The 18,012-nt window shown below is 39.8% G+C and carries 19 protein-coding genes; 12 read left to right on the top strand and 7 right to left on the bottom strand.

All coding sequences use genetic code 11. From position 1 onward, the window contains the following. Window positions 1-112 precede the first annotated feature (112 nt). Complete coding sequence (locus ACS604_RS10465) at window positions 113-745, bottom strand: LysE family translocator (protein ID WP_474771687.1); 633 nt, start codon at window positions 743-745, stop codon at window positions 113-115. A 223-nt stretch (window positions 746-968) separates the two neighbouring features. Continuing rightward, window positions 969-2,879 (bottom strand): ATP-binding cassette domain-containing protein, encoded by a 1,911-nt coding sequence (locus tag ACS604_RS10460; protein ID WP_174727444.1) that lies wholly within the window; start codon window positions 2,877-2,879, stop codon window positions 969-971. Between the two features lie 32 nt (window positions 2,880-2,911). Here ACS604_RS10460 and ACS604_RS10455 point away from each other — a divergent pair, with 32 nt between their 5' ends. After that, window positions 2,912-3,157: a SlyX family protein gene (locus tag ACS604_RS10455; protein ID WP_004794826.1), complete on the top strand. Its 246-nt coding sequence runs from the start codon at window positions 2,912-2,914 to the stop codon at window positions 3,155-3,157. Window positions 3,158-3,211: 54 nt separating this feature from the next. Here ACS604_RS10455 and ACS604_RS10450 read toward each other — a convergent pair whose 3' ends face one another. Beyond that, window positions 3,212-4,222 carry a zinc-binding alcohol dehydrogenase family protein gene (locus ACS604_RS10450; RefSeq protein ID WP_474771684.1) on the bottom strand — a complete coding sequence of 337 codons (1,011 nt, stop codon included), beginning with the start codon at window positions 4,220-4,222 and terminating at the stop codon, window positions 3,212-3,214. 99 nt (window positions 4,223-4,321) lie between these two features. On the opposite strand from ACS604_RS10450, the gene ACS604_RS10445 reads away from it, so the two are divergent. The 10 genes from ACS604_RS10445 (at window position 4,322) to ACS604_RS10400 (ending at window position 13,279) form a co-directional block, all read left to right on the top strand. Continuing rightward, window positions 4,322-4,699, top strand: coding sequence for a winged helix-turn-helix transcriptional regulator (locus tag ACS604_RS10445; protein WP_107880690.1), 378 nt, complete (start codon window positions 4,322-4,324; stop codon window positions 4,697-4,699). 148 nt (window positions 4,700-4,847) lie between these two features. Continuing rightward, window positions 4,848-5,297, top strand: a complete 450-nt coding sequence (locus tag ACS604_RS10440; protein WP_004794821.1) for a hypothetical protein — start codon at window positions 4,848-4,850, stop codon at window positions 5,295-5,297. 35 nt (window positions 5,298-5,332) lie between these two features. Continuing rightward, on the top strand, window positions 5,333-7,969 hold the full coding sequence (gene topA, locus ACS604_RS10435) for a type I DNA topoisomerase (protein WP_004794819.1): 2,637 nt from the start codon (window positions 5,333-5,335) through the stop codon (window positions 7,967-7,969). Window positions 7,970-8,057: 88 nt separating this feature from the next. Beyond that, window positions 8,058-8,816: a hypothetical protein gene (locus ACS604_RS10430; RefSeq protein WP_474771683.1), complete on the top strand. Its 759-nt coding sequence runs from the start codon at window positions 8,058-8,060 to the stop codon at window positions 8,814-8,816. A gap of 135 nt (window positions 8,817-8,951) precedes the next feature. Then, window positions 8,952-9,524 (top strand): HdeD family acid-resistance protein, encoded by a 573-nt coding sequence (locus ACS604_RS10425; protein ID WP_034596457.1) that lies wholly within the window; start codon window positions 8,952-8,954, stop codon window positions 9,522-9,524. A gap of 115 nt (window positions 9,525-9,639) precedes the next feature. Then, window positions 9,640-11,619, top strand: a complete 1,980-nt coding sequence (locus ACS604_RS10420) for an ATP-dependent helicase (RefSeq protein ID WP_034596455.1) — start codon at window positions 9,640-9,642, stop codon at window positions 11,617-11,619. A 72-nt stretch (window positions 11,620-11,691) separates the two neighbouring features. Continuing rightward, on the top strand, window positions 11,692-11,931 hold the full coding sequence (locus ACS604_RS10415) for an RNA recognition motif domain-containing protein (protein ID WP_003654760.1): 240 nt from the start codon (window positions 11,692-11,694) through the stop codon (window positions 11,929-11,931). Window positions 11,932-11,940: 9 nt separating this feature from the next. Beyond that, the gene (locus ACS604_RS10410; protein ID WP_312820888.1) at window positions 11,941-12,303 is read left to right on the top strand and encodes an ASCH domain-containing protein; all 363 of its coding nucleotides are present in this window, start codon (window positions 11,941-11,943) and stop codon (window positions 12,301-12,303) included. Window positions 12,304-12,384: 81 nt separating this feature from the next. Continuing rightward, window positions 12,385-12,888 (top strand): DUF6586 family protein, encoded by a 504-nt coding sequence (locus ACS604_RS10405; RefSeq protein ID WP_004794811.1) that lies wholly within the window; start codon window positions 12,385-12,387, stop codon window positions 12,886-12,888. Window positions 12,889-13,000: 112 nt separating this feature from the next. Beyond that, entirely contained in the window at window positions 13,001-13,279 is a 279-nt protein-coding gene (locus ACS604_RS10400) for a hypothetical protein (RefSeq protein WP_002114792.1), read from the top strand. Between the two features lie 35 nt (window positions 13,280-13,314). Here ACS604_RS10400 and ACS604_RS10395 read toward each other — a convergent pair whose 3' ends face one another. The 4 genes from ACS604_RS10395 to ACS604_RS10380 form a co-directional block, all read right to left on the bottom strand. Then, on the bottom strand, window positions 13,315-15,024 hold the full coding sequence (locus ACS604_RS10395) for a cation:proton antiporter (RefSeq protein ID WP_004794809.1): 1,710 nt from the start codon (window positions 15,022-15,024) through the stop codon (window positions 13,315-13,317). 150 nt (window positions 15,025-15,174) lie between these two features. Then, window positions 15,175-15,330 (bottom strand): 50S ribosomal protein L33, encoded by a 156-nt coding sequence (rpmG, locus tag ACS604_RS10390; RefSeq protein WP_003654787.1) that lies wholly within the window; start codon window positions 15,328-15,330, stop codon window positions 15,175-15,177. Between the two features lie 12 nt (window positions 15,331-15,342). Continuing rightward, window positions 15,343-15,579 (bottom strand): 50S ribosomal protein L28, encoded by a 237-nt coding sequence (gene rpmB / locus ACS604_RS10385; RefSeq protein WP_000048256.1) that lies wholly within the window; start codon window positions 15,577-15,579, stop codon window positions 15,343-15,345. A gap of 167 nt (window positions 15,580-15,746) precedes the next feature. Continuing rightward, complete coding sequence (locus tag ACS604_RS10380) at window positions 15,747-17,195, bottom strand: coniferyl aldehyde dehydrogenase (RefSeq protein WP_353155560.1); 1,449 nt, start codon at window positions 17,193-17,195, stop codon at window positions 15,747-15,749. Window positions 17,196-17,307: 112 nt separating this feature from the next. Between ACS604_RS10380 and ACS604_RS10375 the strand changes: the two genes are divergently transcribed. Further along, window positions 17,308-18,000: a TetR/AcrR family transcriptional regulator gene (locus ACS604_RS10375; RefSeq protein ID WP_004794805.1), complete on the top strand. Its 693-nt coding sequence runs from the start codon at window positions 17,308-17,310 to the stop codon at window positions 17,998-18,000. Window positions 18,001-18,012 lie beyond the last annotated feature (12 nt).

Here is an 18,012-nt window from a genome sequence, read left to right as displayed (position 1 = left end):
ATATAAAGAGTTCAAAAAGTTAAAACAGGCAAAAGTGTATCACGAACTGAAATTATCGTCGTAATACACTGTTCAATTGAGTGTTAAGAAGGGATGCAATAAGAAGGTTGAGTTATCGGCGATTTTCTAAAAGAATTTTAACAGCGAGTCCTGCTAATACTGTTCCCATGAGCCAGCGTTGTATATTTGCCCAAAGAGGTTTTTGTTGTAGAAAAAGGGCAATGCTACCCGCAGAAAGTACAATAAGCGCATTTACTGAAACGCTGACAAAAATTTGAATCGTACCGAGTTGAATTGATTGCCACAAAATACTGTCTTGTTGTGGGTGAATAAACTGTGGCAGTAAAGATAAATACATAATCGCAATTTTAGGATTAAGCAGATTGGTCGCGAAACCCATTAAAAAGAGTTTAGCAGGGGAATCTACTGATAAATCTTTTACATTAAAAATCGGAGCGGCATTTGGACGTAGGGCTTTCCATGCAAGCCAGAGTAAATAAATTGCACCAGCAATGCGAATAGTGTCGTAAGCGTAAGGAACGGCTACAATTAATGCTGTAATCCCGAAAGAAGCGCAAAGCATATAAAAGATAAAGCCTACCGCTACACCACCTAAAGAGATAAATCCAGCGGTTTTCCCTTGGCAAATTGAACGGGAAATAAGGTAAATCATATTCGGACCAGGAGTGAGGACCATCGCTAAACAAATTAGTCCAAATGCCAAAATTTGAGAAAGCTCCAGCATGCTAAAACACTCCAATATTATTATGCTGTTAGATATAACATAATTCTTATATTCAAGCTCAAGGCTATTTAAAAATACTAAAAATAGCGAAGATATAATCCATTATAGGAATGTGATTTATAAGCTTTAAGTTTTTAAAAGCTTATATTCACAATATAAAAAAAGAGCCTGCTTAATTTAAGAAGGCTCTTTTTTAAAGTTCTTTTTAGGAAAGTAAAACTAATTAGTTTCCTTTGCTCATTTGTTCAAGCACGTCCCAACGTTCCAATTTTTCAAGTAATAACTCGTCAATTTCTGCAAGACGCTGGCTTGCTTTTGTTGCTGCATCAGCATCTTTAACAAACCATGAACCATCTGCAAGTTTCTCAGAAAGTTCCGCTTGTTCCTTTTCTAAGTTTTCAATTTCAGCGGGTAATTGTTCAAGTTCACGCTGATCTTTATAACTCAGTTTGACCTTTTTAATGGTACTTTGGGCAGCAGCTTTTTCCGCTTCAGCTTTTGCCTGAGCTTTTTTAACATCAGATTTCTGATCGACTACTTTATCATCTGGACGTTGCTGCAAATAGTCTTGGTAGCCACCGATGTACTCTGCAATATTGCCTTTACCATCAAATACCCACGTAGATGTTACGACGTTATCCATAAATGCACGGTCATGGCTAATGAGTAGCAATGTGCCTTTGTAATCAGACAGCATTTCTTCTAGAAGCTCAAGAGTCACCATATCCAAGTCATTGGTTGGCTCATCCATTACAATCAGATTTGACGGTTTGAGTAGCAATTTAGCGAGTAAGATTCGATTTCGTTCACCACCAGAAAGTGCTTTTACCGGAGTACGAGCACGTTCAGGTGAAAATAAGAAGTCTTGAAGGTAGCTGTAAATATGGCGACGGTTGCCATTCACATCAACAAAGTCAGAGCCTTCTGAAACGTTTGCCATTACCGTTTTTTCAAGGTCTAAGGCATTACGTAATTGGTCAAAATAGGCAACTTCTAACTGCGTACCTGTTTTAACTGAACCGCCATGTTCGATTTCACCTAAAATGGCTTTAATCAACGTCGTTTTACCAACGCCGTTATCACCTACCAAACCAATACGATCGCCACGCATAACAAGAGTAGAGAAATCTTTGATCAGTAAATTATCGTCGTAAGCAACGCTTAAATGTTCAATATCAAATACTAATTTACCTGAACGATTTGCGTCTTGAGTTGCCATACTCACTTTGCCTTGTTGTGAGCGACGTGCTTTCGATTCTTCACGTAAAGCTTTTAAAGCACGAACACGGCCTTCATTACGGGTACGACGTGCTTTAATACCTTGGCGAATCCAAGCCTCTTCTTCAGCTAACTTTTTATCAAATAAAGCATTCTGTTTTTCTTCTGCTTCCATTTGCTGAGCTTTTAGCTCTAAATAGCGAGAATAATTGCCTTCATAACCTCGTAGAATACCGCGGTCGAGTTCCACAATTCGAGTTGCAATACTATCTACAAAAGAACGGTCATGCGAAATAAATAGAAGCGTTAAATTATTTTGATCCAGTAAAAACTTTTCTAACCATTCAATACTTTCAACATCTAAATGGTTCGTTGGTTCGTCTAGAAGTAATACATCTGGTTGTGTTAAAAGAGCACGAGCCAATAAAACACGGCGTTTACGTCCACCTGACAGGTCCGCTAAGTCTGCATTTGGATCAAGCCCCATTTTACTTAAAAGAGCATTTACCTTATTTTCTAATGCCCAACCATCTAGTTGGTCTAGCTTATGCTGAAGGTTACCCATGCGATCACAGGCTTCCATATCTCCTAACATGCAAGCGTCGGTCGCTTCATGATAAGCTCTGAGTACTTCAGAAGCTTCTCCTGCACCATCTGCCACAATGTCCGCTACTTTGCCAGAGTCCATTGGAACGTCTTGGGCTAACATTGAAACAGTTAGACCATTTTGAATGGAAACTTCACCAGAATCTGGTAATAGGCTTCCCTCGATCAGTTTAAGTAAAGTAGACTTACCTTCACCATTACGCCCAATTAAACAGACTCGTTCGCCACGTTCTAGATTAAAGTTCGCGCCATCGAGTAGGGCAGGTCCGCCAAAAGCAAGTTGGACATCCCTTAGGGTAATATAGGCCATAATGTTTTCCAGAATCTCAAATGAGGATTTAAATGACTAAACCACCATATCATGATGATCAAGCGTCATTGTCCGCACCCATTGAAGATTTGCAAGTGCGAATTACATTTTTGGATGATTTAGTTGAAGAATTAAATCAACAACTCGCTATTCAGACTCTAGAAATAGCTGATTTAAAAAAACAAATGCAATTTCTCTATCAACGTGTGGAATCATCGGATTTATCAGAAGGCATTGCCGCTTTTGATCCATTAACGAATAAACCTCCTCACTATTAATAAAATGGCAAGTTCAATACTTGCCATTTTATTAGGGAATATCTTCAATTTTATTTAAAAACCATGTAATACGATTTTCCCTTTTGTTGTGCCGCTTTCTATTTGCTGATGAACTCGTTTTAAATTTTCAGCATTAATTGGACTTATAACCTCGGTTACGGTCGTTTTGATTTTTCCTTCGTCAACTAGTTTGCTGACCTCATTTAATAGTTCACTTTGTTTTTGCATATCTTCAGTCTGGAACATAGAACGTGTAAACATAAACTCCCAATGCACCGATACTGACTTCGATTTAAAAGGTTTAATATCTAACTGTGCCGGATCATCAATTAAGCCAAAATGGCCTTGTGGCGCAATCAACTCTACGATATCTGAGAGATGCTGATCTGTTTGAGTGGTTGAGAATACATATAAAGGTGCATCTAAACCTAAGTGCTTGATTTGGGCTGCTAAAGGCTCTCGATGATCTAATACATAGTCAGCACCAAGTTGCTTAACCCATTCTTTAGTTTCTGCTCGTGAAGCTGTCGCAATAATTGTTAGGTTAGTCAACTGCTTGAGTAGCTGAATTGTGATTGAACCTACTCCACCAGCTCCGCCAATTACTAATATTGATGTATTTTCTGGGGTAACTTTAGGTACTTGTAACCGATCAAATAGCATTTCCCATGCCGTGATAGCAGTTAAAGGAAGAGCAGCTGCTTCAGTTGCTTCTAAAGTTTTTGGTTTATGACCCACAATACGTTCATCAACCAACTGCAATTCACTATTACTACCTTGGCGATTGAGTGCGCCTGCATACCAGACTGCATCTCCGACTTTAAATTGCGAGACTTGGTCTCCAATCGCTTCAACGATGCCTACTGCATCCCAACCCAGAGTTTTCCACTGATTATTTTCTGGGCTTACATTGTTGCGAATTTTTGTATCAACCGGATTAACTGAAATCGCCTGAACACGAACAAGTAAATCATGACCTTCTGCAACGGGAGTATCGAGTTCAATATTAACGAGTGCTTCTGGTGACGTAATGGGACCTGCTTTTTGATATGCCACAGCTTTCATAATAATAATTCCTCTTGTTGAGAGTTTGATCATAACGTAAGCTTAAATTTAGTGACTACAGACAAATAACGCTCATAGTGTCAAAAAGGATACTGTAAAATGGCAAAACTACGACATTCAAGTTTTGATTGCTCTCCGGGTTGTTCAGTGGAAGCGGCCATTAGTTTGATTGACGGAAAGTGGAAATGCGTCATTCTTTGGCATTTATTTAATGAAGGCACCTTACGGTTTAATGAAATTCGAAAGCGTGTTCCGAGCATTACGCAAAGAATGCTGACAAATCAGTTACGTGAGTTAGAGCAAGACGGAATTATTCATCGGGAAGTTTACCCTCAGGTCCCACCTAAAGTGGAATATTGCCTGACCGAATTAGGGCAAAGTCTTGAGCAAATTCTATTTGCTTTAAAACTGTGGGGGGATGCCCATATCGACCGATTTGGAAAATTGACACTTGTTAATGATGGTCAGAACTCTTAACTATATTTGAGTGACAACATTGCAATTTGCACCGTGAAATACCGATATTTGGGGGCTTGCGATCTTATCGGGCATTATTTTTCTGATGTAACTTGCGTTTTCTGGTCAGCTTATGCAACTCTAATAAAAGAGATTAATAGGTTTTGCTATGGACAATATGGGAATTTGGGTTACCGTTATCATTGTTCTTTTCGTACTAGGCTCCATTTTTGGTTTAAGAGTGAGCCCACGTGAAAAGGCACTTGGTATTATGCGTGATAAAGCCCGAAAAATAGGGTTACATCCACGTGTAATTGTTGCACCTGAATGGACACATGTTCCAATGGCTACTGAAAAACGTGCCAGCATGGTTGCTTATTATAGTGTATTGATTCCTGATGCCCGTTTATCTTTAATGCGTGCTCGTGTTATAGACGGCAAGTTAAAAGTGGTTCAGGGCGATGAGAAATTTAATGATTCTCCCATTGCATTAAAAGGGATTTATGCTATTGATATGCAGGCAAACTGTGTAGGGCTTTATTGGGATGAGGAATCAGACCTAAGAGCAACACAATTAGATGAGATGAAGGCTTATCTGTTGACCTTGGCTAAAGCCTGATTTTTAAATTTATTGGTATAGGAATAACATTTTATATGGCGAATACCTCGCGCTCTGCATCTCAAAGCACAGCATCTACTGCACCTGCTGCACATAAACGTGCCTTAGTGATTGTGGAGTCGCCTGCCAAAGCGAAAACCATCAATAAATATTTGGGTTCGCAATTCATTGTAAAGTCTTCTGTAGGTCACGTACGTGACTTGCCAACAGGCGGCAGTAAATCAACAGAGAAAAAGCCGGCTGCCCGGACTAAACTCACTGAAGCCGAAAAAGAACAAAAAGCTAGTCAGGCTTTAGTTAATCGTATGGGCGTTGATCCTGAGCATGGTTGGGAAGCTCATTACGAAGTTCTGCCTGGTAAAGAAAATGTTGTAGCTGAACTCAAAAAACTCGCCAAAGATGCCGATGCAATCTATCTCGCAACGGACTTGGATAGAGAAGGGGAAGCCATTGCTTGGCACCTAAGAGAAGTGATTGGTGGTGATGACAGCCGTTATCACCGCGTGGTATTTAACGAAATTACTAAAAATGCCATTCAAGAAGCATTTAAACAGCCAACACGTCTAGATTTAAACCGTGTAAATGCTCAGCAAGCACGCCGTTTCTTAGACCGTGTTGTGGGCTTTATGGTTTCGCCATTACTTTGGGAAAAAATTGCCCGTGGTTTATCGGCTGGACGCGTGCAGTCAGTAGCAGTGAAACTGGTTGTAGAACGTGAGCGAGAAATTCGTGCTTTTATTCCAGAAGAATATTGGCAAGTTTTTGCAGATACCCAAGCGAAAAAAGATGAGATTCGTCTTGAGGCATTTAGACAGGCTGGTAAAACCCTTAAACTGAAAAATAAAGCTGAAACTGATGCTTTATTAGATGTTTTAAAAGGTGCTGAATATAAAGTTGCACAGCGTGAAGATAAACCAACTAAGGTTAATCCAAGCGCACCTTACATTACTTCAACTCTGCAACAGGCTGCAAGTACACGTTTAGGCTTTTCTGTGAAGAAAACCATGATGTTGGCTCAGCGTTTATATGAAGCTGGTTTTATTACCTATATGCGTACTGATTCAACTTTCTTGAGTGATGATGCAGTAAGCATGGTACGTGCGCATATTGAAAGCCAATATGGTGAAAAATATTTACCGGCAAAGCCAAACCGCTATGGGAACAAAGCCGGTGCTCAAGAAGCCCATGAAGCGATTCGTCCGTCAAATGTTGCACTTACAGGTGATCAGCTTGCGGGTGTAGAGCGTGATGCTCAGCGTCTATATGATTTGATCTGGCGTCAGTTTGTTGCGTGTCAAATGACACCAGCAGAATATTTATCATCTACTTTGATTGTTGAAGCGGCGAATGTTGAGTTGAAGGCGAAAGGCCGTACGCTTGTATTTGAAGGCTTCACTAAAGTACGTGGCGCGAATAAGTCAGATGACGATATTATTTTACCTGCTATTAAAGTAGGCGAAATCTTAAAGTTAGAAAAGTTAGATCCAAGTCAGCACTTTACTAAACCACCTGCACGTTTTACTGAAGCATCTTTAGTTAAAGAACTTGAAAAACGTAGTATTGGTCGTCCTTCGACTTATGCAGCGATTATTTCTACTATTCAGGAACGTGGTTACGTTAAGTTAGAAAACCGTCGTCTTTTCGCCGAAAAAATGGGTGAGATTGTGACGGATCGTCTGGATGAAAGTTTTAATAACTTGATGAACTATGCGTTTACGGCAGACCTTGAAGGACAGCTCGATAAAGTTGCAACAGGCGAGCGTAACTGGAAAGAGTTACTCGATACTTTCTACGGTGACTTTAAGAAACGTCTGACCAATGCTCAAGGCGAGCATGGCATGCGCCGTAACCAACCAGTTGAAGTCCCAGCTGTACATTGCCCTGAATGTTCACGTCCAATGCAAATTCGTACGGGTACAACTGGTGTATTCTTAGGATGTTCTGGCTATAACTTGCCGCCTAAAGAGCGTTGTAAGGGTACATTGAACTTAACACCTGTTGAGTCTTTAGCTGCATTATCTGATGATGATGGTGCTGAAACTGCTGACTTGATGTCAAAGCATCGCTGTGCAAAATGTGGCACTGCCATGGACAGCTATGTGATTGATGGTGGCCGTAAACTGCACGTATGTGGTAATAATCCTGATTGCGATGGTTTTGAGCTTGAAGAAGGTGAGTTCAAGATTAAGGGGTATGATGGGCCAACGATCCCATGTGATAAATGTGATGGTGAAATGCAGCTTAAGACGGGTCGTTTTGGTCCGTATTTCGCTTGTACAAGCTGTGACAATACCCGTAAAGTCTTGAAAAGTGGTCAACCTGCACCTCCGCGTGTAGAGCCAATCAAGATGGAACATTTACGCTCAACGAAACATGATGATTTCTTTGTGTTGCGTGATGGAGCAGCGGGCTTATTCTTGGCAGCGAGTAAATTCCCGAAAATTCGTGAAACACGTGCGCCAAAAGTTGCAGAGTTACGTAGTGTGGCAGCTCAGCTTGATCCAAAATATCAATTTATTTTACAAGCGCCAGATGTAGACCCTGAAGGTAATCCAACAATTGTGAAATTCAGTCGTAAAAATCAATCACAATATGTCGGTTCGGAAACCCCAGAAGGTAAACAAACAAAATGGAGCCTAGTTTACCAAGATGGTAAATGGGTTGAGGGCTAATCAAGTCCAACATAAAAAATGCTAGCTCAGCTAGCATTTTTTATGTCTAAAACAATAAAAGAAAATTTTAATTTTATGGGGAATAAGAATGTGGAAAAACATTCGGGTCTTATGTTTATTAATTATTTTATTGATTGTTGCTGTTCAAGCATGGCGAGATCAAAATCAAGATTGGAATCGACCAGTTGTAGTCGTTTTACATCCTATTAATGCAGATGGTTTAGAGACAACACAGAGCTATATTCATCAGTTGAAAAATGAAGATTTTTGGGCAATTAACAGCTATTTAAGTGAGTGGTCACAGCATTATCGTGGGCAATCAGGAAACTTTACAATTCGATTAGGGCAACAGTTGCAGCAACGACCACCCGAGGTTCCTCAAAATGCCAATATTTTGCATGTTATGTGGTGGAGCTTAAAATTTCGTTTCTATGCATGGCGACAAAAACAACCCGAAGACAGTGGTGCATCACTTAAACTTTATTTAAATTATTATGATCCGAATTATCAGAAAGTCTTAATCCATTCGACTGCTTTAGAAAAAGGTCGTATTGGTAGTGTGAATTTATTTGCAACCAAGACACAAGCTTTACAAAATCAGGTTGTGATTGTTCATGAGCTATTACATGGCTTTGGGGCACAAGACAAATATGATTTAAAAACAGGACAACCTATTTATCCTTTAGGTTATGCCCAACCTGAAAAAGTACCTCTATATCCACAAACCGATGCCGAAATCATGGGTGGTCAAACGCCTTTGTCTGAGCAGAGCAGTAAAATGCCGAATGGCTTACATGAAACAGTAATAGGTTTACTTACAGCTCAAGAAATTGGCTGGATGAAATAAAACTGTGGATAAATACTGCTTTATCCACATCAATTGTTAAGAAACGATGCAGATTTTATACAGACAAAAAATGTGAAGTGCATCACTATTATTAGGTAGATGAAATTCTAATACCTGATAATAAGAGTAGCCATGATGAAAACTGTAGGTAATGATTTAGTACGTAATCAGTTACATGCTGACCGTAAATGGTATTTGATATTGGGCTTTGTGCTTATTGGTTTTGGCCTGATTTTATTTAGTTCATTACCATTTGCGACTTTTTCTGTTGTTTTTTTATTTGGAATACTCATGATGGTTGGCGGTGTTTTGCATCTCGTCGCGGCTATGAGTGTTTTTAAAGGCGCAAGCCGATGGTTGTGGGCACTGTTTGGTGTGCTTTATTTAATGGCTGGTTATTATGCGTTTTCTACTCCAGTCACTACAGCAGTGGTTCTGACAAGCCTATTATCTATAGCGCTGATCATTGCTGGTGCTATACGTACCATAAATGCAATTTTACTTAAGCCAATTACTGGATGGGGCTGGACCCTTTTTTCAGGGTTATTGACGCTCGCTACAGGTATTTTAATTTTAGTTTCTAAAGATTCACCTTTTTGGGTATTAGGAATGTTCCTTGCTATTGATATTTTATTTCAGGGAATTAACTTTCTAGGTTTGGCTTCAGCCATTAAACATCTTCCTTCTAGTTCAAAAACAGTATCTTAAAAAATAATATTCAACCAAAGAGCACTTTAAGTGCTCTTTTTGTTTTTAGGATAGGCAGACCCATCTGTTGCCTCGGTCTGTTAAACTATGTCTTGGTGTTTTAGCGATATGTGTTATGAGTCTTGCAAAATTAATTAATGAACTAAATGCTCAGCAAAAAAAAGCAGCTACTACATCTGCGCAAAACTGTTTAGTTTTGGCGGGCGCTGGTTGTGGCAAGACTAAAACCATTGTTGCTCGTGCAGCTTATTTAATTGATCAAGGCTTACCAGCGAACCAAATCCAGATTTTAACGTTCACGCGCCGTGCTGCGAGTGAAATTGTTGCGAGAGTAGAACAACATGTGGGAGCACAGGCAAAGGGTCTGAGAGCTTCAACTTTTCATACGTTTTGTATGTATTTGCTACGCCGTAACCCGCAGGCTTTTGGGTTAAATCAATTTAGTATTATTGATCGTGATGATCAGTTGCTTATGTTTCGCTTATTAAGAGGCAAAGATAAAGATAACGTCTTGCCCAAAGCCGCAGAGCTGTGCGATTTATATTCCTATGCAAGAAATACTCAAACCAAACTTTCTGAAGCACTCCTTAAGCAACTTCCAGAAGCCTATGAGCATAAGGCACAAATTGCTGAGTTGATGAAAACTTATGAGCAACGTAAGAAAGAGCGTAATTTTTTAGATTACGACGATATCTTGTCGATTGTGGCGGTGCATTTACAAAACTCAGAAGCGCTCACCAATTGGGTGGCAGGCTTCTGTCAGGCATTGCTAGTTGATGAAATGCAAGATACCAATCCTTTGCAATGGGCTTTATTGCAGCCCTTGATTGGTAAAGTGAAGCTGTTTTGTGTTGGCGATGATGCCCAGTCGATTTATGGTTTTCGCGGTGCAGACTTTGAAAATATCCATTCTTTTAAAGAGCGGATACCCGATGCAGTTATTCATACACTGGATTTAAATTACCGTTCGACTCAAGAGATTTTGGATTTATCAAACTGGTTGTTGGCACACAGTCCAATTGATTATCAAAAACAGCTGCAAGCTCATCGTGGTCAAGGGCAAAAACCACAGCTACATTTGTTTGGTAATGAGTTTGAAGAAGCAAACTGGATTGCACAAGATTTAATAACGCGCCATCAACAAGGTGCGGGCTGGTATGACCATATGGTCTTGGTACGTTCTGGTTATAGCGCTCGTTATATAGAAGGGGCTTTTATTGCCGCTGAAATTCCTTATCGTTTTATTGGTGGTGTAAAACTTCTCGAATCTGCACATGTGAAAGACGTGCTTAGCCTGCTACGTATTGTGAGCAACCCTCACGATGATTTGGCTTGGATGCGTTTTTTAACCTTGTGGGATGGTATTGGGGATGTTGGGGCAAGTAAGCTAGCGCAAGAGTTGATGGGAATTGTTGACGTTGAGGAGCGCTGCAATCGTCTAGAACGTCATGGGAAAGTCCCTTTACAAGCGATTTTAATTTTAAAACAGCTAGATGTATTACAGCAGCATGTTGAAGCAAGTATTGGCTTGGCACTTGATGCTTTAGGTGAACAGCTAGAGCAAAATTATAAAACTAAAGATTGGTCACGCCGATTAAAAGACTTTGATTTGGTCAAGCAACTTGCGCGTAAACATGCATCTTTGGGTGAGTTCCTCGAAGAATATGTTCTTGAACCTATTTCAGTTTCTGAAATTGAAAAAGCTGCTGATCAAGATTTAGTGACTTTAATTACGATTCATTCCGCTAAAGGTGCTGAACAGAAAGTCTGCTATGTACCTCATGTATCGCCTAATCAATATCCTTATGCAAGGGCGCAGGGCGATTTTGATGATGTCGAAGAAGAGCGCCGCGTATTGTATGTTGCATTAACACGTGCAGAGAATGAATTAATTTTGACCAAGCAAAATCTTAATACGTGGTCACAAGACACGTATGACGAGCAAGGTCGTAAAATCGAGAGTTATTTTTTAAATGATTTGCCTACACATTTAGTTCAAGCAAAGATACATAGGCAAGTACCTCAGCCATTTGCCAAAAAACAATGGAACCGTTCACCTGCAGTAAATTTAGGTTTTGGTATCGATCTGGATTAAACTACTGTATAAGACAATGTGATTACTTAAATATATTGGCTGCTCCCTTTAATTGCCAATTAAGGTTAGAAAATGAAGATATTAGTTCGTAATTTAGATCGTGCTGTGAGTGAAACTGAAATTTTAGAGTTATTCAAAGCATTTGGTAAAGTTGAAACATGTGTTCTTGTTACTGATAAAGACACAGGTAAATCAAAAGGTTTTGGTTTTGTTGAAATGCCTAACCCACGTGAAGCAATTAAGGCAATTAAAGGCTTAAACCTGCTTAAAGTTAAAGGCAATGGAATTCGCGTTAAAGCAGCTGAAGAATAAGTCGTCAGTGTGAAAACACAGTTTTTAGCTCTTTCGATTGTAATGCCAAATGGTACTCGTATCGCTGAAGGTATCAAAACACTTGAAGTGCGTTCATGGGTACCTACAAAACTGCCAATTAAAGATCTATTAATTGTCGAGAACCAAAAATTTTTGGTTAAAGATACAAATGAAGAAGAGGGAGTTGCTGTCGCTTTAGTTGATGTCGACTCTATTCATGCTTGGCGAAATGATGAAATTGAGCCAGCATGTGCAACTGCTTGGGACGAAGGGTATTTTGCTTGGGTTTTAAGTAATGTTCGTCCTATAAAGCAGCCACTAAAAGTTTTAGCGAAACGTAAAATTTATCAAGTTGAGCTGGATTTACCATAAATAACGTTGATTTTATTAATGGAGTCGTTAAGCTAAAGAATAGCTGTTGCAATAGCGATTTTAGAACAGGAAAGTTTAGTTATGTCACGTGTTGCTCGTTATCATGCCGATCGTACCAATCAGAAGCTCTATTTTGCGCGCTTAGCGTGTCAACAGGCAGAACAGACCGATCATGTGCAGCAGATACAAGCTTACCGTGAAGCAGCTGTATTTCATTTACATGGTGCAATGTTAGCTTTCTTACAAGAACTCGTACGTTATTACCGTTTAAATGAATTGCAACCCACTTTAAAATCTATTGAAGAACATATGGCGGCGAAAGGACAAGTTTCTCCAGAAGTGTCCGTTTTGCAACAATTGGCGAAAGATGGTTTTGTTGCAGAGCTCAAACGAGCTTACCGTATGTGTCAATATGCACCAGAACCTAAAGAGCCGACCCCAGAAGAAGAAACCTCTTCTAATCTCATTATCAAAGTGACTCAAGGTCCTCAATCTTGGTTGCCAGATGTTAAGATTTTGCGTGAATGGCATCGTGAATTAAGCCATTTAATTGATGGTTTTCGTAATGAAATGGTCGAGTTCTAAAATTAAACTGCCTAGATGCTTGAAATTTAGACTAGGTGTGCCTATATAAATAAGACAAGAGAAGCAAAGTGCAAGGGTGCTTTGCCACCATGTTGAAACATGGAGGAAGTATATGTCTATACAGCAATTGAAAGAGTTATTTGGAAATCAAGAAGCCGTTTTGGAATTAGTCCAACTCGAAGGTGGTGAACTCGCCTTGCGTAATGCAGGTTCTGAGAATGAACCCTTGGTTAAAATTCAATTTAGCGATGAAGTCAAAGCAATCTTGGGTGAGCAAACTCCAGTTGTTGCTCAGCATATGATTCAGGCTGCACTATTTGGACTGCTCGAAAAGCAGGTAAATGAATGGCAGGCTGAGGTACTAGACGAACAGCCTAAATTCTTGAGTTAAAAAAAGCGTACTTTTAAGTACGCTTTTTATATGGGTTAATGCATAGTTGACTGATGGGCAAGCTCGATCTGATTTAATATGTGGTGACTCATATTCTTTGCCATTTCTTCTTTTGCATAGAACACTTCGCCAATATTTTCTTCACGGATAATTGCTGCTTCTTCTTTGCTTTCTGCGCAAATTAATACCTGAATCTGAGGATTTAATTGCTTGGCAATGCTCACAATACGGTGGATATCTAAAATATCCATAGGGGAGATCACCAAGAGTCGCGCATGCATGATATGTGCTTGAATTAAAACACTCGGTTCGGTAGCAACACCGCTCACAGCAGCAATATTTGCCTGACGCAGTTTTTCTACGATTTCACGATTCTCTTCTGCAATAACGACCTTAATATTCTCGTTAATTAGATTTTCAGTGATGCGTCGTCCCACACCGCCATATCCAACAATCACGACCTGATCACGTAAGTAAGCTTGATCCACTTCATCGGGTAACATGGCTAGTGGGTCACCACTGCGTTCAAGAAGTCGGGCTAGATGAGAGCGCTCACGAATCCAGCGTTGTACTGGCTCAATGGCAGAGAATATAAAAGAGTTCAGCGTTATCGAAAATAAAGCGCCTGCTAGAATCAGGTTTTGGGCTTCTAATGTTAATAAGCCTAAAGATACACCTAATGTTGCCAAGATAAACGAGAATTCGCCAATTTGGGCCAAACTCGCACCAACTGTAAGGGCTGTATTAATTGGATAGCGAAAGAATAAAACTAAAGCCATTGCGGCAAGAGTTTTACCTATCATGATAATTGCAATCACTGCCAGAATTTGGAGTGGACGTTCAACAAGAATATGGGGATCAAACAGCATTCCCACAGAAACAAAAAACAGAATTGAGAAAATTTCACGTAGTGGAAGTGTTTCTTCTTCTGCGCGGTGGCTAAAGTCTGATTCTTTAACAACCATTCCTGCAAAGAAAGCCCCTAATGCCATTGAAACCCCAAAAATGGCATAAGAACCATAAGCAATCGAAACAGCAGCAGCAACAACAGTAAGGGTGAATAGCTCTCTTGACCCTAAACGAGCAACGAATTGCATAATAATAGGCACAACGCGCTTGCCTACAATCAGCATAAAGGCAATAAAGCCAATCACCTTTAATAAGGTTATCCCAAGAGTTAACCAGATATTACTGTCTGCACCTGCTGGTGCTTTTCCACCGAGTAAAACAGCTGTAGCTGGAAGAAGTACTAAAACCAGTACCATCACTAAATCTTCGACTAACAGCCAACCCACAGCAATTTTGCCGTTAACTGAATCTAGAAGACCTCGGTCTCCTAATGCTTTTAATAATACAACTGTACTTGCACACGATAGACTTAAGCCAAAAACGAGTGCAGACCCGAAATTCCATCCCCATAGCATTGAAACGCCAATACCAAGTAAGGTTGCAACAGCGATTTGTAAAATTGCGCCAGGCAAGGCAATACGACGAACTAGCAGCAAGTCATTTAATGAAAAGTGCATCCCTACACCGAACATTAGGAACATGACCCCGAGTTCTGCAAGTTGGTTGGCAAGATGAATATCTGCAACGATACCGGGTGTATTTGGACTAATAATAATTCCGGCAATTAAATAACCGATAAGAGGAGGGAGTCGTAATCGGGCTGCAAAATAGCCAAAAATGAGGGCAACGCCGAAACCAACAGCAAGTAAAATAATTAAATCTACGTCATGCGGCACTAAAAACTCCTTTTACGTGAGTTAGGCTAAAGACAAGCATAAAAAATGCCAAGGCGAAATATGTGGAAAGTTTAACAAAAAAAAGCTAGCTATAAAAAAAATGCAAAAAAAACGACTTCATTGTGAAGTCGTTTTTTTTCGAGGCTAAAATTATTTGATTTTAGCTTCTTTGAAAATCACGTGTTGACGGATTTTTGGATCAAATTTTTTGATTTCCATTTTTTCCGGCATAGTACGTTTGTTTTTAGTCGTGGTATAGAAATAACCTGTACCAGCTGTAGAAACGAGACGAATCTTATCACGCATTGTTCAGACTCCTTAGATCTTTTGACCTTGAGCACGAAGGTCTGCAACAACCTTTTCGATACCCAATTTGTCAATAATACGCATACCTTTAGTGGTTAAACGAAGACGTACAAAACGTTTTTCGCTTTCTAACCAGAAACGGTGGTGGTGCAGGTTCGGCTCGAACCGGCGCTTGGTTTTGTTGTTGGCGTGTGAGACGTTGTTACCAACGACTGGACGCTTGCCGGTAACTTGGCAAACCTTAGACATGGTGTAACTCCATTGATTCAGCCAACAGCAAATCTGTGGCCAGTCATACTAAATGTAAACGGATGAATTCATTCAAGGGGCGTTTTATACCAAAAATACGATTAAAAGACAAGCGGAATTGGTAAAAACGAGGCATGATTTAGTATAACAGATCATGCCTTGATCAGTTAGCGCAACAAGGTTTTCGAAATGAAACGATGAATGGGCTTATTGAACGGTGGAAGAATGTATTTCAGGCTATAAAGTTTTGGATTGGACATTACCGAACGTTCATGAGAAAGGCTAAAAAAGCCCTCTGGTCCGTGATATTTACCCATACCTGATGCACCAATTCCGCCAAACGGTAAATCATCTTGAGCCACATGGGTAATCACCATGTTGATTCCGAAATGTCCTGAGTGGGTATGCTGTGCAATATAGTCAGCACGCGCCTGATCATAGTCAAAATAATACATCGCTAAAGGACGTGGTCGACTATTAATGAATTCGATAACTTCTTCTATTTGGTCATATTCTAAAATTGGTAGGATCGGACCAAAAATTTCATTTTGCATAATATCCATGGCAGTCGTTACGCCTGTAACTAAAGTCGGCGCAATTTTACGGACATCATCTAAAATTTCATTTTGAGGATTAATTTCAACAATACGAGCACCTTGATCGCGGGCATTTTCAAGATAGCCCTGAATGCGGTTGTATTGCTTGTCATTAATAATAGACGTGTAATCTTGATTGTTACGGAAATGTGGATACATGCCAGCCACAATCAATTTAAAGTTTTCGATGAACTCGGCAGTTTTTCCACGTGGCAAGAAAATATGGTCAGGTGCAACACACGTTTGACCCGCATTCCATAATTTACCTACAGCAATGCGTTGAGCCACATCTTTCATATCCATAGATGCATGTACAAGAGCAGGAGATTTTCCGCCTAACTCAAGAATAACAGGAACCAGATTTTGAGCTGCGGCTGCCATGACTGTTTTACCAACAGAGGTTGAGCCTGTGAAAATCATTTTGTCAAAAGGCAAATGACTAAAAGCATCTGAAATAACGCCGCCACCATTTACTACAGCAACTAATTCCTGTGGGAAAGCTTCTGCTAATGCACTTTCAAGAACTCGCCCAAAATTTGGAGAGGCACTCGAAATCTTGATCATGGCATGGTTGCCTGCTGCCAGTGCGCAAATTAATGGCCCAACTGAAAGAAGCAATGGGTAATTCCATGGTGTAATAATACCAATTACACCCATAGGTTGATATTGTACCCAACCTTTTGCTGGCTGATGTAATACACTGATATGGCGTTTTGAAGGTTTCATCCACGCTGTCAGATGTTTACTGTAATATTTGATTTGTTCCAAACTGGTGAGTAACTCACCAATTTTTGTTTCCATAATTGCACGATTGCCATAATCGAGGTTAATTGCGTCAGCAATCTGATCTTGATATTTTACCAAGACTCTTTTAAGACGAGCTAAACGATCAATACGCTCTTTAGCAGTGGGTACCGGATGACGTAAATAAGCAAGCTTTTGTTGTTCAAGCAAATCATGTAAATGCTTAACATCATAAGGTAGCTGAGTCTCTGGATTTGTTTTTGTTTGACTGTTCATCGGTACTTACCAAATACATTGATATGTTTATTTTTTAGAGTAAATACTCTAAATAGTCAAGACAGTTTATGTGTTCAAGTCTTAACCATGTGAATTATTAAAGGTTATTAAAATGTCTCAACCTAAAGCTCTGAAGACAAAAGACCGGATTTTACAAATCAGTTTGCAGCTTTTTAACGAGCGAGGTGAACGGTCAGTTACAACCAATCATATTGCTGCGGAGTTAGGTATTAGTCCTGGAAACTTGTATTATCATTTTCGGAATAAGCATGAAATCATTAAGGAATTAATGTATCAATATCAGGCCGAGACTTTAGAATTACTTTCTTTACCTGAAGATAGACCATTAACAACCAATGATAAAATCAACTATTTTCAGGTGCTCAGTGGTCAATTATGGAGTTACCGTTTTATTCATCGTGATGTGTATCATTTAGTTGAAAGTAACGAAGACTTTAAAAAGATTTATCCGCGTTTTGCAGGGCAGGTGATGCAGCAGGGGCAAAAGATTTATCAAGCCTTTGTAGACGCAGGTCTTATGAAAATGACGGCTTCGGAAATTGAAGCTCTCATTATTAACCTCTGGATTGTATTAACAAACTGGACAAACTTTTTGTATATGTCTGGTCATATTAGTGACAATAACCATTTAGAAGAAAAATGGGTTTGGCAAGCATTACGCCAAATGGTTTTCCTTGAAGGTCCTTATCTTATGGGTGAAAGCCGAGCAACTTATGAGCAGTTGCTTGAATCTCTTGGCCCTTCAGATCTATTTGCTAGCTTATCGTCCTTAAAAGACGAATAGTTGTGCTTGTTT

Source organism: Acinetobacter sp. Li1LvA2 (assembly GCF_056156705.1).
Note: the sequence above shows the minus strand (reverse complement) of the source record. Positions and strands in the feature narration are given on the sequence as shown.